Source organism: Burkholderia sp. 9779_493, assembly GCF_015712215.1.
GTDB lineage: Bacteria > Pseudomonadota > Gammaproteobacteria > Burkholderiales > Burkholderiaceae > Burkholderia > Burkholderia cenocepacia.
On the sequence record NZ_JACCQA010000004.1, the window covers coordinates 103,620 to 117,640 of the forward strand.

Sequence of the window (14,021 nt, forward strand, 5' to 3'; positions counted from 1 at the left end):
CCGGGTCAGGCGGCGAGGGCCGCGAACGCGCGGCGCGCGGCCGCGAGCGTCGCGTCGATCACCGCGTCGTCGTGCGTGCTCGACACGAAGCCGGCTTCGTACGCGGACGGCGCGAAGTACACGCCCTCGTCGAGCATCAGGTGGAAGAAGCGGTTGAAGCGCGCGACGTCGCTCTTCGTGACTTCCGCGAAGCTGGTCGGCACGCGCTCGGCGAAGTACAGGCCGAACATCGCGCCGATCGAGTCGGCCGCGAACGGCACGCCGGCCGCGCGCGCTTCCGCCGCGAGGCCGTCGGCGAGCCGCTTCGTCTGCGCGGTGAGCGCGTCGTAGAATCCGGGTGCCTGGATCAGTTGCAGCGTCTTCAGGCCCGCGGCGACCGCGATCGGGTTGCCCGACAGCGTGCCGGCCTGGTAGACGCCGCCGAGCGGCGCGAGGTGGGCCATGATGTCGCGGCGGCCGCCGAACGCGGCGGCCGGCATCCCGCCGCCGATCACCTTGCCGAGGCAGGTGAGGTCGGCCGCGATGCCGTAGTACGCCTGCGCGCCGCCGAGCGCGACGCGGAATCCGCACATCACCTCGTCGAAGATCAGCACGGCGCCGTGCTTCGTGCACAGCGCGCGCAGTGCGTTCAGGAATTCGGGCGTGCCGCGCACGAGGTTCATGTTGCCGGCGACCGGCTCGACGATCACCGCGGCGATCTCGTCGCCGAACGCGCCGAAGGCTTCTTCCAGCGCGGCGACGTTGTTGTATTCGAGGACGGTCGTGTGTTTCGCGATGTCGGCGGGCACGCCGGCCGACGTCGGGTTGCCGAACGTCAGCAGGCCCGAGCCGGCCTTGACCAGCAGGCTGTCCGCGTGGCCGTGGTAGCAGCCTTCGAACTTGACGATGCGGCTGCGGCCCGTGAAGCCGCGCGCGAGACGCAGCGCGCTCATCGTCGCCTCGGTGCCGCTCGACACCATCCGCACCTGCTCGATCGACGGCACGAGCTTGCAGATTTCCTCCGCGATCTCGATCTCGGCTTCGGTCGGCGCGCCGAACGAGAAGCCGTCGGCGAGCACGTTCTGCACGGCCGACAGCACTTCCGGATGGACGTGGCCGACGATCATCGGGCCCCACGAGCCGATGTAGTCGATGTACTGCTTGCCGTCGGCGTCCCAGAAATACGGGCCTTGCGCGCGCGCGACGAAGCGCGGCGTGCCGCCGACCGAGCGGAAGGCGCGCACCGGCGAGTTGACGCCGCCGGGAATGGTCTTCTGGGCGCGTTCGAAGAGGATCTGATTGTTGGACATGGGCGAAACCTGCGAGAGAAGGGCGCGGAGGCCTGTGCACGGGCCGCGGCGCCTGGGCGGAACGATCGTCCGATTGTACCGGAGACACGCGCGGCAGGCCCGCGGGCCGGTCTGCGGCCTTTCGGCGCGCGGGGAGTCGGCCGCGCGAAAAAGGGCGCGCGGGATTCGACCCGGTTTTTGGCTATCGCGGCGGCTTGCGCTTGCCGGTCAACTCGGCCCAGCGCTTTTCGAGCGGACCTTCGACCATCGGCTTGATCGACGTGCCGGACGTCTGTGCATCCCAGGTCTGTACCGAATACGGGTGAACGCCCAGCGCGTCGCGCGCGATCACGACGTCCTGGTGCGCATCGACCAGCCAGTCGTACACGAAGTCGATGCACAGCCGGTAGCCGCGCTTCGTCGACGGATCGGGCACCTCGTACGGCGCGCGCGTCACGTAGCCGGAGCCGAATACACCCTTGGGCTCCTTAGCGACGCGGTGCAGGAACACGCGGTCGCCCGGCAGGATGCCGCGCGCGAAGCCGCAGCCCCACACGTCATGCACGGCCTCGCCGGCCTTCACGCGCGCGGCGACGTCGGGCAACTCGGGCCACGGCCATTTCTTGGGGCTCCAGATCAGCAGGAAAGCGGTCATCGGTTCGGTCGTACGTCGAATGGGTCAGACAAGAGAAACAAGCAGCAGCAAGCTTAATCGAATCCGCCCGCGCGTTCGTCCGGCAAACGGCAGGCGCGGACGTCGCCGCGCCCGCCGCCGGACGCGGCCCGAGGCAGGCAAAAAAGTTGCGCGTACAATCATGGGCCTGAACGCGCCGCTTGCGGCGCGGCTTCCCGTCTTCACCGCCACGCGCGCCCCGATGCGCGCGGGCTCCCATTCCGGATACCCATGTCCCACGTCGTCCGGCGCCGGCCCGATGCCCGGCTGATCCTGTTGCTCGGCGCGCTCGCGGCCTGCGGGCCGATCGCCACCGACATGTACCTGCCGAGCCTGCCGTCGATCGCCGGCAGCTTCTCCGTGAGCCCCGGCGCCGCGCAGCGCACGCTGACCAGTTTCATGGCGGGCTTCTCGATCGGCATGCTGCTGTACGGCCCGCTGTCCGACACGTGGGGCCGCCGTCCCGTGCTGCTCGGCGGGATCGCGCTGTTCACGCTCGCGAGCATCGGCTGCTTCGTGTCGGGTTCGATCGACATGCTGATCGTCGTGCGCTTTCTGCAGGCGCTCGGCGCCGGTGCCGCGTCGGTGCTCGCGCGGGCGATCGCGCGTGACGCGCACGAGCCGAGCGACGCGGCGAAGGTGTTGTCGATGGTCGCGATCGTCACCGCGGTCGGGCCGCTGCTCGCGCCGCTGATCGGCGGCCAGATCCTGCGCTTCTCCGGCTGGCGCGGCGTGTTCGTCGTGCTGGCCGTGTTCGGCGCGATCTGCGCGACGACCGCGTACTTGCGCGTGCCCGAAACCTGGCCGAAGGAGCGGCGCAAGAGCGCGGCCGTGCTCGCGTCGTTCGCGTCGTACGGGCGCATCCTGTCCGACCCCGTCGCATGGGGGCACATGCTGTGCGGCGGGATGGCGTTCGCGTCGATGTTCTCGTACATCACCGCGACGCCGTTCGTGTACATCGAGTATTTCCACGTGTCGCCGCAGCACTACGGGCTGCTGTTCGGCCTGAACGTCGTCGGGATCATGATCGGCAACTTCGCGAATACGCGCCTCGTCGGCCGCATCGGTTCGCTGCGCATCATCGCGGCCGCGTCGCTCGTGAGCTGCATCGCGTCGCTCGCGGTCGCGCTCGTCGCGCTGACGGGGTGGGGCGGGCTGTGGTCGATCGTCGTGTGCCTGTTCTTCGTCGTCGGCGTGGTCGGGATCCTGTCCGCGAACTGCACGACCGACCTGATGCACCGCTATCCGCACAACGCGGGCGCGTCGGCGGCCGTGTTCGGCGCGATGCAGCTCGCGCTCGGCGCGCTGGCGAGCGTCGCGATCGGCGCGCTCGCGGACGGCACGCCGTTCGCGATGGGCGTGACGATCGGCGTTTGCGGCGTGCTGTGCTTCGCCGGGCGCTATCTCGTGCTGCGCTGGCACGGCCGGCCGGCGAAAGCGGGCGCCTGAGCCGCATCGCCCGGCGGGCCGCACGATGAAAAACGCCACCGCGCGCGATGCGCCGGTGGCGTTGTTCGTCGGGACGCGTGAAGCGGCGGACGCCGCGCGATGCGTCAGTCCCGCGCGACGTCCTTCGCCGCCGGCGACGCGCCGTGGCTCAGCCAGTCGAGCACGTCGGCCGTTTCGTCGTCGCTGGCGCGCGCCTTCGCCTGGGCAACGGCCTCGGGCAGCTCGCCGTTCGTCGACGCGCGACGGATCGCGACGCCGACCGCGAGGATGTCGATCATCAGCAGATGCAGGATCCGCGAGATCATCGACAACTGCGACTCGCGCATCTCGATGTGGTCGGTCTCGAGCGCGACGGTCGCGCGCTTCGCGAGCGGCGTGTTGCTCGACGTGATCGCGATCACCTTCGCGCCGGCCTGCATCGCGACGTCGAGCACGCGCAGCAGCTCGGGCGCGCGGCCCGACTTCGACACCGCGACGATCACGTCGCCCTTGCCGAGCAGCGCGGCCGACGCGGCCTGCATGTACAGGTCGCCGTACGCGATCGTCGGAATCCCGAAGCGGAAGAACTTGTAGTGCGCGTCCTGCGCGACGATGTTCGAGTTGCCGAGCCCGTAGAACTCGATGCGCCGCGCGCCGTTCAGGATCTCGATCGCGTTCTCGACGTGCTCGAAATTCAGGTGCTCGCGCAGTTGCAGAATCGCGGACACCGTGTTGTCGAGCACCTTCGCGCCGAAGTCGGTGGCCGTGTCGCCGAGATGCACCTGGCTGTGGCTCATCGGGATCGTGCCGGTGAGCCCGGTGGCGAGCTTCAGCTTGAAGTCCGACAGCCCCTGGCAGCCGAGCGAGCGGCAGAAGCGGATCACGGTCGGCTGGCTCACGTCGGCCTTGCGCGCGATGTCGACGATCGGATCGTTGATGATCGAGCGCGGATGGTTCAGCGCGAGATCGGCCACGCGGCGCTCGGCCGGCGTCAGCGCGTCGCGCATCTGGCGGATCCGCTCGAACACGGCCGACGACGCGCCGCCGGAGCGGTTCGACAACTGCTCCGCGAGAATCGCCGACACGCCGAGGAACGCCGGGTATTCGGCGGTGATCAGGTAGGTCGGGATGTTCTCGAGATAGTGCGTGAAGCGGCCCTTCGCCTCGAAGCGCGCGCGGAACGACGAGCGCGTGAACAGCTCGCCCAGCTTCAGCGCGACGCCGCCGCCGATGTACACGCCGCCGAGCGCGCCGAGCGTCAGCGCGACGCTGCCCGCGAACGCGCCGAGAATTCCGCAGAAGCATTCGACCGTCTCGAGCGCGAGCGCGTCGCCCGCATGCGCGCGCTCGACGATCTCGACCGTGTCGACGGTCGCGGCGACGCGCTTCTTGTCGCGCGCGGCGAGCGCGCGATAGATGATCTCCATGCCGGGGCCCGCGCACACGCGTTCGAACGACACGTGCGGAAACTTCTTGCGCGCGTACTGCAGCACCAGATCCTCGCGCTCGTCCTGCGGTGCGAACGATGCGTGGCCGCCTTCGCTGCCGAGCGCGATCCAGCGGTCGTCGGCCGGAATCAGCCCCGACACGCCGAGCCCGGTGCCCGGCCCGAGCAGGCCGATCACGCTGTTCTGGCGGCGCGTGCCGCCGCCGATCTGCACGCGCTGCGCGTCGGTCAGGCCCGGCAGCGCCATCGCCAGCGCGGTGAAGTCGTTGACGACCAGCAGCGTGTCGAAGCCGAGCGCGCGGCGCGTCGCCTCGATCGAGAAGCTCCAGTCGTGGTTGGTCATCGTGACCTGATCGCCGTCGACCGGATTGGCGATCGCGATCGCCGCGTGGTTCACGCGGCTGATCTTCACGTCCTTCAGGTATTTGCGGATCGCGTCGGTGAGCGTCGGATAGTCGGCGCCGGGATAGACGCGGATCTGCGTGATCTCGCCGGGGCCGGTTTCCAGCGCGAAGCGCGCGTTGGTGCCGCCGACGTCCGCGAGCAGGCGCGGGCCGTCGGCATGCTGACCCGCGACGACCGCCTTACTTTGCGCACCAGTAGACATCGAGCTGGGTCCCCTTGTCGTTGGCCAGTTGGGAAATCGCGTTCTTCTGCAGCGACGCGGCCGCGGCGTCGAGCACGTCGCGTTTGCGGGCGCCCGCGATCAGCAGGAACAGCCGGTCGACGCGCTTGAGCGCATCGAGCGAAAAGCTCACGCGGGCATGCGGCGCCGCGCCCGGATGCACGGCGACGAAGCGCTCGGGCGTCGTGATCGCGTGGTCCCATTCGGGTGCGTCGGCGAAGATCGACGCGGTGTGGCCGTCCTCGCCCATGCCGAGCACGGCGACGGTCGGCACGCGGTAGTCGGGGTTCGCGTTCAACGCGGCGACGTGCGCGTCGAGCGTGCTGCGCGTGTCGACGAGCGGCAGGAAGCGGGCAGGGGCCGCCGCGTGCTGCAGCAGCGTGTCGCGCACGAGTTGCGCATTGCTGGCCGCGTCGTCGTCCGGCACCCAGCGGTCGTCGACCAGCGTGACGTCGACGCCGGCCCAGTCGAGCGCCGCATGCGACAGCGTGTGCAGGAACGGGCGCGGGCTGGTGCCGCCGGACACCGCGAGCGTCGGGCGCGCGGGGCCGGCGAGCGCCGCGCGCAGCGCGTCGCCGACGGCGCGCGCGAGCGCTTCGCTTTGCGCTTCCTGGGTGTCGAAAGCGTGGATCTCGATCACATCTCCTCCGGACTGCTTTGTCTGTTCAAATCGTACGAATCGTGGGGCACGTTGCCGCGCACGGTGGCGTATGCGGCAACGGTCTGCATCAGTTTTCTTCTTCGAGCCAGCAGGTGTCGTGCTGCGCGAGCATCGCGCTCGACGCGGCCGGCCCCCACGTGCCCGCCGCGTACGGCTTCGGCGGCTTCAGCGTGCGCGCCCATTCGTTCAGGATCGGCTCGACCCACTGCCATGCGGCCTCCTGTTCGTCGCGCCGCACGAACAGGGCGAGCCGGCCGTTGATCACGTCGAGCAGCAGGCGCTGGTACGCCTCCATCTGCCCTTCCTTGAAGAACTGGTCGAACGCGAGGTCGAGGTGCACGCTCGCGAGGTTCATCCCTTCGCCCGGCTGCTTCGCGAGGCAGTACAGGCGGATCGTCTCGTTCGGCTGCAGCCGGATCACGAGACGGTTCGAACCGGGGCGCAGCGCGGTCGGGCCGAGCGCCGAATGCGGCACCGGGCGGAAGTTGACGACGATCTCCGCGACTCGGTCGGCCAGACGCTTGCCGGTGCGCAGGAAGAACGGCACGCCGGCCCAGCGCCAGTTCTCGATCTCGACCTTCAGCGCGACGAACGTTTCGGTCTGGCTGTCGGGCTTCACGCCCGGCTCGGTCGCGTAGGCCGGCACCTGCGCGCCCTTGATCACGCCCGCATGATACTGGCCGCGCACCGCGACCTTGCCGATGTCGCGCGGATCGACCGGCTTCAGCGCGCGCAGCACGCGCAGCTTCTCGTCACGCACCGAGTCGGAATCCATCGAGTGCGGCGGCTCCATCGCGACGATCGACAGCAGCTGCAGCAGGTGGTTCTGCACCATGTCGCGCAGCGCGCCCGTATTGTCGTAGAAATCGCCGCGCGCCTCGACGCCGAGCTCTTCCGCGATCGTGATCTGGATGCTCTCGACCCATTCGCGGCGCCACAGCGGCTCGAACAGCGCGTTGCCGAAGCGCAGCGCGAGCAGGTTCTGTACCGGCTCCTTGCCGAGGTAGTGGTCGATCCGGTAGATCTGGCCTTCCGCGAAGATCTCGCCGACCGCGTCGTTGATCGCGTTCGACGACTTCAGGTCGTAGCCGAGCGGTTTCTCGAGCACGATGCGCGAGCCTTCGTTCAGGCCGACCGACGCGAGCGCCTTGCAGATCGGCACGAACAGCGACGGGCCGGTCGCGAGATAGAACACGCGGATGCCGGGCAGCAATGCGATCGCGTCGCGCAGCACGACGTAGTCCTCCGCACGGCCGAGATCGAGCTTCACGTATTCGATGCGCTCGAGAAACGACTTCCATGCCGCGTCGTCGAACGCGTTGCCGGCCGCCTTCGCCGCATGCGGCTTCACGTGCGTATCGACCCATTCGAGATAGCCTGCCCGATCCGATTCGTGCCGCGCGACGGCCACGATCCGGCCGCCGTCCGCCAGCATGTTCGCGCGGTGCGCTTCGAACAGCGCGGGCAGGATCTTGCGCATCGACAAATCGCCGGTGCCGCCGAAAAGTACGAAGGTAAAGCTGGAATCGGTATGCATGTGTCTCCGCCGTGTTGGGGGTGCTGGGAAGCGATCCGTAGTGCGATAAAAATATTTTTGACACTGAATTGTAGTTTAACTACAATCCGCCGCAAGGGGTAGCACCTGGGTGAAGAAAAAAAGAAGTGCGGTCGATGAACTGCGCGAGCTTCGCCTTCGGGAACGCCTTGTGCCGAATGGTATCGGACATTGACGGAGCGCATCATCGCGCGCCGTCGCCCCCGGGCTCGCGCCGCGGCATCGCGGTGGGCCAGAAACACAAAGAGGAGACACGCCGTTGAATCTCGATTCACGCTTTCTGTAAGAGCCCGGCCGGTCATCGGCCCCGTACGCTGCATGCGTCCCGCGGCTCGATTTCCCCGTCGTTTATCAAGAAGCCGGTTCCCCGTCGGGGAACCTCACGAGTTGATTCAGTCTGGAGGAGATAAGTAATGAAAGTTCGCTCGATCATGGGCGCGCTCTGCGCCGCGGGTCTGATGGCTGGCGCCGTGGCGGCGCAGGCAGCCGAGAACGTAACCGTGCTGCACTGGTGGACCTCGGGCGGCGAGTCGAAGGCCGTCGGCGTGCTGAAGGACGACCTGCAGAAGCAGGGCTACGTGTGGAAGGACTTCGCGGTCGCGGGCGGCGCTGGCGCCGCGGCGATGACCGCGCTGAAGACCAAGGTGATCAGCGGCGATTCCCCGTCGGCCGCGCAGATCAAGGGCCCGCTGATCCAGGACTGGGCTGACCAGGGCGTGCTCGTCAACATCGATTCGGCCGCCGGCGACTGGAAGCAGAACCTGCCGCCGGAAATCGACAAGATCATCAAGTACAAGGGCCATACGGTCGCCGCGCCGTTCTCGGTGCACCGCGTCAACTGGCTGTACATCAACAAGGCCGCGCTCGACAAGGTCGGCGCGAAGGTGCCGACCACCTGGCCCGAATTCTTCGCGGTGGCCGACAAGCTGAAGGCCGCGGGCATCCAGCCGGTCGCGATGGGCGGCCAGCCGTGGCAGGACCTGACGCTGTGGGAAGACGTCGTGCTGTCGCAGGGCCCGGCGTTCTACAAGAAGGCGCTGGTCGACCTCGACCAGGCGACGCTGACGTCGCCGCAGATGCTGTCAGTGTTCGACACGGTGCGCAAGATCCAGGGCTACTTCGACACCGGCCGTAACGGCCGCGACTGGAACCTCGCGACCGCGATGGTCATCAACGGCAAGGCCGGCATGCAGTTCATGGGCGACTGGGCGAAGGGCGAGTTCGAGAACGCCGGCAAGAAGGCGGGCAAGGACTACGTCTGCGCGCCGGTGCCGGGCACCGCGAATTCGTACACGTTCAACGTCGATTCGTTCGTGTTCTTCCAGCAGAAGGGCGAGAAGAACGCGACGCCGGGCCAGCTCGCGCTCGCGAAGACGATCATGACGCCGGACTTCCAGGAGCAGTTCAGCCTGCTGAAGGGCTCGGTGCCGGTGCGTCTCGGCGTGAAGATGGACAAGTTCGACGACTGCGCGAAGAAGTCGTATGCCGACGAGCAGACCGCGATCAAGTCGGGCGGCTTCGTGCCGTCGCTCGCGCACGGCATGGCGCAAGGCGACGCGACCGCCGGCGCGATCACCGACGTCGTGACGAAGTTCATGAACTCGCAGCAGGATTCGAAGAGCGCGGTCGCCGCGCTCGCGAAGGCCGCGAAGGTCAAGTAACGCGCGCCAGGCGCCCGGCCGGACACGCTTCATCGGCCGGGCGTTTTTGCATGTGCAGCAAACGGGCTCGCCCGCGGGTCCGTGCCGTACCCGGCGCCGGCCCGGCCTGCGCCGCCCTCGTTCCAGGAGTCGAATCAAGTGGCTGCCCCTCTTAGCGGAAACGGATCCGGCGCTGCCGCCGCACGGCGTACGTCGCCGATGTCGGCCTTCGCCGATCGCTGGATCCCGAAGCTCGTGCTCGCGCCGAGCGTCGCGATCGCCGTGGTGTTCATCTACGGCTTCATCCTGATTACCGGCTATCTGTCGCTGACCCGCTCGCGGCTGTTGCCCAACTACGAATTCGACGGCTTCGGCCGTTACACGGACCTGTTCCAGAACGACGTGTGGTGGACCTCCGCCGCGAACCTCGGCTGGTTCGGGATTCCGTTCATCGCGATCTGCGTCGGGCTCGGGCTGTTCCTCGCGATCCTGCTCGACCAGCGGATCCGCAACGAAGGCGCGCTGCGCGCGATCTTCCTGTACCCGATGGCGCTGTCGTTCATCGTCACCGGCACCGCGTGGCAGTGGATCCTGAACCCGGGCCTCGGCCTCGAGAAGGTGATGCACGACTGGGGCTGGACGAGCTTCTCGTTCGGCTGGCTCGACGATCCGGACAAGGCGATCTTCTGCGTGGTGATCGCGGCCGTGTGGCAGTCGACCGGCTTCGTGATGGCGCTGTTCCTCGCGGGGCTGCGCGGCGTCGACGGCGAGATCTTCAAGGCCGCGCAGGTCGACGGCGCGACGCTGCCCACCATCTACCGCAAGATCGTGATCCCGAGCATGCGCCCGGTGTTCTTCTCGGTGCTGCTGATCCTCTGCCACATCACGATCAAGACCTTCGACCTCGTCGTCGCGCTGACCGCGGGCGGCCCGGGCACGTCGTCGTCGCTGCCGGCCATGTTCATGTACACGTTTTCGTTCAACCGCGGCCAGCTCGGGCTCGGCGCGGCGTCCTCGGTGATGATGCTCGCGACCGTGGTCGCGGTGCTGGTGCCGCTGATGTATATGGAATCGAGGAGCACCCGCAATGCAGCCTAAGATGACGATCAGCCGGGCAGTGATCTATGCGGCACTGATCCTGTTCGCGCTGTATTTCCTGTTCCCGATCTACGTGATGCTGTCGACGTCGTTCAAGGACCTCGACCAGCTGCGCACCGGCAACCTGCTGACGCCGCCCACCACGTGGACCGTCGAGCCGTGGGTGAAGGCCTGGAGCGGCGCCTGTACCGGCGTGCGCTGCGACGGGATGAAGCCGTTCTTCCTGAACTCGCTGCAGATGGTGATCCCGGCCGTGCTGATCTCGTCGCTGATCGGCGCGTTCAACGGCTACGTGCTCACGCACTGGCGCTTTCGCGGCGCGGACGCGCTGTTCACGATGATGCTGGTCGGCTGCTTCATTCCGTTCCAGGTGATCCTGCTGCCGATGGCGCGCCTGCAGGGGATGCTCGGCCTCGCCAACACGATTCCGGGCCTCGTGTTCGTGCACGTCGTGTACGGGATCGCGTTCACGACGATGTTCTTCCGCAACTTTTACGTGAGCGTGCCGGCCGAACTCGTGAAGGCCGCGCGCATCGACGGCGCGGGCTTCTTCACGATCTTCACGAAGATCCTGCTGCCGGTGTCGCTGCCGATCTTCATGGTGTGCCTGATCTGGCAATTCACGCAGATCTGGAACGACTTCCTGTTCGGGATCGTGTTCTCCGGCGTCGATTCGATGCCGATCACGGTCGCGCTGAACAACCTCGTCAACACGTCGACGGGCGTGAAGGAATACAACGTCGACATGGCCGGCGCGATCATCGCCGCGCTGCCGACGCTGCTCGTCTACATCGTCGCCGGCCGCTACTTCGTGCGCGGGCTGACGGCAGGCGCGGTGAAGGGGTAAGCGCGGCTTCATCCGATACGACGAACCGGCCGCGCAGGACGCGCGGCGCATCGAAACGAACCCGACGCGGCGCCCGAGCGCGCCGCGCGAGACGAGACAGAGGATTCACAGCATGGCAAGCCTTTCCATCCGTGACGTGTACAAGACCTACCCGAACGGGGTGCCGGTCCTGAAGGGTGTCGACATCGAGATCGAGGACGGACAGTTCCTGATCCTGGTCGGCGGCTCGGGCTGCGGGAAATCGACGCTGCTCAACATGATCGCCGGGCTCGAGACCGTCACGAGCGGCGAGATCTGCATCGACGGCAAGGTCGTCAACGACCTGTCGCCGAAGGATCGCGACATCGCGATGGTGTTCCAGTCGTACGCGCTGTATCCGTCGATGACGGTGCGCGAGAACATTTCGTTCGGGCTGAACATCCGCAAGGTGCCGAAGAGCGAGCAGCAGCAGATCGTCGACCGCGTGTCGGCGATGCTGCAGATCCAGCACCTGCTCGACCGCAAGCCGGGCCAGCTGTCGGGCGGCCAGCGGCAGCGCGTCGCGATGGGCCGCGCGCTCGCGCGTGATCCGTCGCTGTTCCTGTTCGACGAACCGCTGTCGAACCTCGACGCGAAGCTGCGCATCGAGATGCGCGCGGAAATCAAGCTGCTGCACCAGCGTCTCGGCACGACGATCGTCTACGTGACGCACGACCAGATCGAGGCGATGACGCTCGGCGACCGGATCGCGGTGATGAAGGACGGCGTGGTCCAGCAGTTCGGCGCGCCGCAGGAGATCTACGATTCGCCGTCGAACCTGTTCGTCGCGGGCTTCATCGGCGCGCCGCCGATGAACTTCATCAACGGCAAGCTGGTCGAGCAGGGCAGCGGAATCGCGCTCGAGATCGACACGGGCCTCGCGCGCAGCGCGCTGATTCTGCCGTTCGACGCGGCGAAGCTGAAGTCGCACGTCGGCCGCGAGGTGATCCTGGGCCTGCGTCCGGAACGCATCACCGACGCACGCAACGCGCACAACGGCGAGGCGTCGAACCTGCAGCCGATCGACGTGCGCGTCGACGTGACCGAGCCGACCGGGCCGGACACGCACGTGTTCGCGCAGGTGAACGGCAAGCGCATCGTGAGCCGCGTGCATCCGGCCGCGAACCCGCAGCCGGGGCAGACGCAGTCGCTGCTGTTCGACGTGTCGAAGGCCGTGCTGTTCGATCCGGCATCGGAAGAGCGGATCGCGTGACGCGGCGCTTGGGTTGAACGAAACAGAAAGGGGCCGTATCGAACGGCCCCTTTTTTCGTTTCGGCGCTGCGGCTGACGCGTCCGCGGACGCGTCGGTCAATGCGGCAATCGCACGTCGAACTTGAACGTCGCGAGCCGCGCGACGAGGATGAAGCCGGTCGCGAGCAGCACGCTGTACACCGAGTCGAACTGCAGCCACACGAGCAGCAGGTAGAACCAGCAACCGACGAACGCGCAGGTCGCGTACGGCCGCGAATCGCGCAGGATCAGCGGAATGTCGTTGCACAGCACGTCGCGGACGATCCCGCCGACCACACCGGTAATCACGCCCATCATCACCGCGATGAAGCGCGGCATCTCGGCGTCGAGCGCGATCGCCGTGCCCGAGATGCTGAAGATGCCGAGCCCGATCGCATCGGCGATCAGCAGCAGCCGTTCGGCCGACAGCCGCGACAGCATGCGCAGCACGAACGGCGCGAACAGCGCGAGCACGAAGATCGCGATCACGTAGTCGTCGTGCACGACCCAGTAGAACGGCCGGCGCTCGAGCAGGATGTCGCGCAGCGTGCCGCCGCCGAACGCGGTCGCGAGCGCGACGACGAACGTGCCGACCGAATCGAGACGGTTCTTGCGCGCCTCGATGAACCCCGAAATCGCGAAGGCCAGCGTGGCGATCGCCTCCAGTACCGCGATCGCGAGCGTCAGCCTAGGATGCGGCACGCGGCCCCCGGTCGGCCGGCGCCGCGTGCGGCTGCAGCAGCACGAGCACCGCGCCCGCGCCGCCGTCGTGGCCGCGCGCCTCGCAGAATGCGATCACTTCTTCCTTCTGCACGAGCCATGCGCGCACCTTGCCCTTCAGCACGGGTTCCTTGCCGATCGAGCCGAGCCCCTTGCCATGGATCACGCGCAGGCAGCGCAGCCCTTTCTTGCCGGCTTCGCGGATGAATTCGGCGAGCGCATCGCGCGCCTCGTCGCGCCGCATCCCGTGCAGATCGATCTGCGCCTGCACGATCCACGCACCGCTTCTCAGCTTGCGCACGACGTCGCGGCTGATGCCGGGGCGGTGGTAATACAGCGAGTCGTCGCTGTCGAGCAGTGTCTCGGGATCGAATTCGTCGGACAGCGTCGCGTTCAGCACGGCTTCCTCGTCGCGCTGCGTCTGTTTCGGCACCGGGTCGGGCGGCATGCGGCCGGACGACGCGCGCGGCGGCGCGTTCAGCGGCCGGATCGTGCCGATTTCGTTGCGGAACAGGTTCGCGTCGGCTTCCGCCTTGCGCTCGGCCTGCGCGGCTTCGATGCGCGCGCGTTCGCGACGGTCGGCTTCGCCTTGCAGCGACTTGCGCAACGCGCCAAGGCCCGCGAGGCCCTGGCCGCGCAACGCGGCCGCATCGAGGGCGGGCGGCGGCGCCTCGGGCGCCGGGGTCACGGGACGGGCAGCGATCTTCCGCTTCGCGGGATCGCTCGGATGGGGCTGGTTCTTCGCCATGATTCGATAACAGGGCAGGCGCGTTCGGGCGCGCGGGCACAAAAAAGCCGCTGCGCGGCGGC

Annotated in this window: 12 protein-coding genes; 5 read left to right on the plus strand and 7 right to left on the minus strand. The window is 67.7% G+C overall.

Annotated features, from left to right (window positions below; translation table 11 throughout):
* Positions 1-5: 5 nt before the first annotated feature.
* Together hemL and H0X95_RS05115 are read right to left on the minus strand one after the other, a co-directional pair.
* Positions 6-1,289 (minus strand): glutamate-1-semialdehyde 2,1-aminomutase, encoded by a 1,284-nt coding sequence (hemL, locus tag H0X95_RS05110; RefSeq protein WP_006496599.1) that lies wholly within the window; start codon positions 1,287-1,289, stop codon positions 6-8.
* Positions 1,290-1,470: 181 nt separating this feature from the next.
* Positions 1,471-1,923, minus strand: a complete 453-nt coding sequence (locus tag H0X95_RS05115; protein WP_060266533.1) for a hypothetical protein — start codon at positions 1,921-1,923, stop codon at positions 1,471-1,473.
* Between the two features lie 249 nt (positions 1,924-2,172).
* Between H0X95_RS05115 and H0X95_RS05120 the strand changes: the two genes are divergently transcribed.
* Positions 2,173-3,390 (plus strand): Bcr/CflA family multidrug efflux MFS transporter, encoded by a 1,218-nt coding sequence (locus tag H0X95_RS05120; protein ID WP_196445925.1) that lies wholly within the window; start codon positions 2,173-2,175, stop codon positions 3,388-3,390.
* A 104-nt stretch (positions 3,391-3,494) separates the two neighbouring features.
* On the opposite strand, the gene H0X95_RS05125 is transcribed toward H0X95_RS05120, so the two are convergent.
* From H0X95_RS05125 to zwf, 3 genes are all read right to left on the minus strand, one after another.
* On the minus strand, positions 3,495-5,423 hold the full coding sequence (locus H0X95_RS05125; protein ID WP_006484254.1) for a bifunctional transcriptional regulator/glucokinase: 1,929 nt from the start codon (positions 5,421-5,423) through the stop codon (positions 3,495-3,497).
* Positions 5,401-6,081 (minus strand): 6-phosphogluconolactonase, encoded by a 681-nt coding sequence (pgl, locus tag H0X95_RS05130; protein WP_006496597.1) that lies wholly within the window; start codon positions 6,079-6,081, stop codon positions 5,401-5,403. The genes H0X95_RS05125 and pgl overlap by 23 nt, the downstream gene beginning before the upstream one ends.
* 88 nt (positions 6,082-6,169) lie before the next feature.
* Positions 6,170-7,639 carry a glucose-6-phosphate dehydrogenase gene (zwf, locus tag H0X95_RS05135; RefSeq protein ID WP_196445926.1) on the minus strand — a complete coding sequence of 490 codons (1,470 nt, stop codon included), beginning with the start codon at positions 7,637-7,639 and terminating at the stop codon, positions 6,170-6,172.
* Between the two features lie 431 nt (positions 7,640-8,070).
* Between zwf and H0X95_RS05140 the strand changes: the two genes are divergently transcribed.
* The 4 genes from H0X95_RS05140 (at position 8,071) to H0X95_RS05155 (ending at position 12,473) form a co-directional block, all read left to right on the plus strand.
* Positions 8,071-9,318 carry an ABC transporter substrate-binding protein gene (locus H0X95_RS05140; RefSeq protein ID WP_006491170.1) on the plus strand — a complete coding sequence of 416 codons (1,248 nt, stop codon included), beginning with the start codon at positions 8,071-8,073 and terminating at the stop codon, positions 9,316-9,318.
* Positions 9,319-9,456: 138 nt separating this feature from the next.
* Positions 9,457-10,395: a carbohydrate ABC transporter permease gene (locus H0X95_RS05145; RefSeq protein WP_011544827.1), complete on the plus strand. Its 939-nt coding sequence runs from the start codon at positions 9,457-9,459 to the stop codon at positions 10,393-10,395.
* Complete coding sequence (locus tag H0X95_RS05150) at positions 10,385-11,242, plus strand: carbohydrate ABC transporter permease (RefSeq protein WP_006496594.1); 858 nt, start codon at positions 10,385-10,387, stop codon at positions 11,240-11,242. Before H0X95_RS05145 ends, H0X95_RS05150 begins: the two co-directional genes overlap by 11 nt.
* 112 nt (positions 11,243-11,354) lie before the next feature.
* Positions 11,355-12,473 (plus strand): ABC transporter ATP-binding protein, encoded by a 1,119-nt coding sequence (locus H0X95_RS05155; protein WP_196445927.1) that lies wholly within the window; start codon positions 11,355-11,357, stop codon positions 12,471-12,473.
* Positions 12,474-12,569: 96 nt separating this feature from the next.
* Here H0X95_RS05155 and H0X95_RS05160 read toward each other — a convergent pair whose 3' ends face one another.
* Both H0X95_RS05160 and H0X95_RS05165 read right to left on the minus strand, forming a co-directional pair.
* Positions 12,570-13,193 (minus strand): trimeric intracellular cation channel family protein, encoded by a 624-nt coding sequence (locus H0X95_RS05160; RefSeq protein WP_006491172.1) that lies wholly within the window; start codon positions 13,191-13,193, stop codon positions 12,570-12,572.
* Positions 13,180-13,959 carry a Smr/MutS family protein gene (locus H0X95_RS05165; RefSeq protein WP_006496592.1) on the minus strand — a complete coding sequence of 260 codons (780 nt, stop codon included), beginning with the start codon at positions 13,957-13,959 and terminating at the stop codon, positions 13,180-13,182. Before H0X95_RS05165 ends, H0X95_RS05160 begins: the two co-directional genes overlap by 14 nt.
* Positions 13,960-14,021 lie beyond the last annotated feature (62 nt).

What these genes read in the sequence shown, in the direction of transcription:
- H0X95_RS05140 (WP_006491170.1), top strand. Translation starts at nt 8,071, where the DNA reads ATGAAAGTTCGCTCGATCATGGGCGCGCTCTGCGCCGCGGGTCTGATG.
- H0X95_RS05115 (WP_060266533.1), bottom strand. Translation starts at nt 1,923, where the DNA reads ATGACCGCTTTCCTGCTGATCTGGAGCCCCAAGAAATGGCCGTGGCCC.
- zwf (WP_196445926.1), bottom strand. Translation starts at nt 7,639, where the DNA reads ATGCATACCGATTCCAGCTTTACCTTCGTACTTTTCGGCGGCACCGGC.
- H0X95_RS05120 (WP_196445925.1), top strand. Translation starts at nt 2,173, where the DNA reads ATGTCCCACGTCGTCCGGCGCCGGCCCGATGCCCGGCTGATCCTGTTG.
- H0X95_RS05125 (WP_006484254.1), bottom strand. Translation starts at nt 5,423, where the DNA reads ATGTCTACTGGTGCGCAAAGTAAGGCGGTCGTCGCGGGTCAGCATGCC.
- H0X95_RS05165 (WP_006496592.1), bottom strand. Translation starts at nt 13,959, where the DNA reads ATGGCGAAGAACCAGCCCCATCCGAGCGATCCCGCGAAGCGGAAGATC.
- H0X95_RS05150 (WP_006496594.1), top strand. Translation starts at nt 10,385, where the DNA reads ATGCAGCCTAAGATGACGATCAGCCGGGCAGTGATCTATGCGGCACTG.
- H0X95_RS05155 (WP_196445927.1), top strand. Translation starts at nt 11,355, where the DNA reads ATGGCAAGCCTTTCCATCCGTGACGTGTACAAGACCTACCCGAACGGG.
- hemL (WP_006496599.1), bottom strand. Translation starts at nt 1,289, where the DNA reads ATGTCCAACAATCAGATCCTCTTCGAACGCGCCCAGAAGACCATTCCC.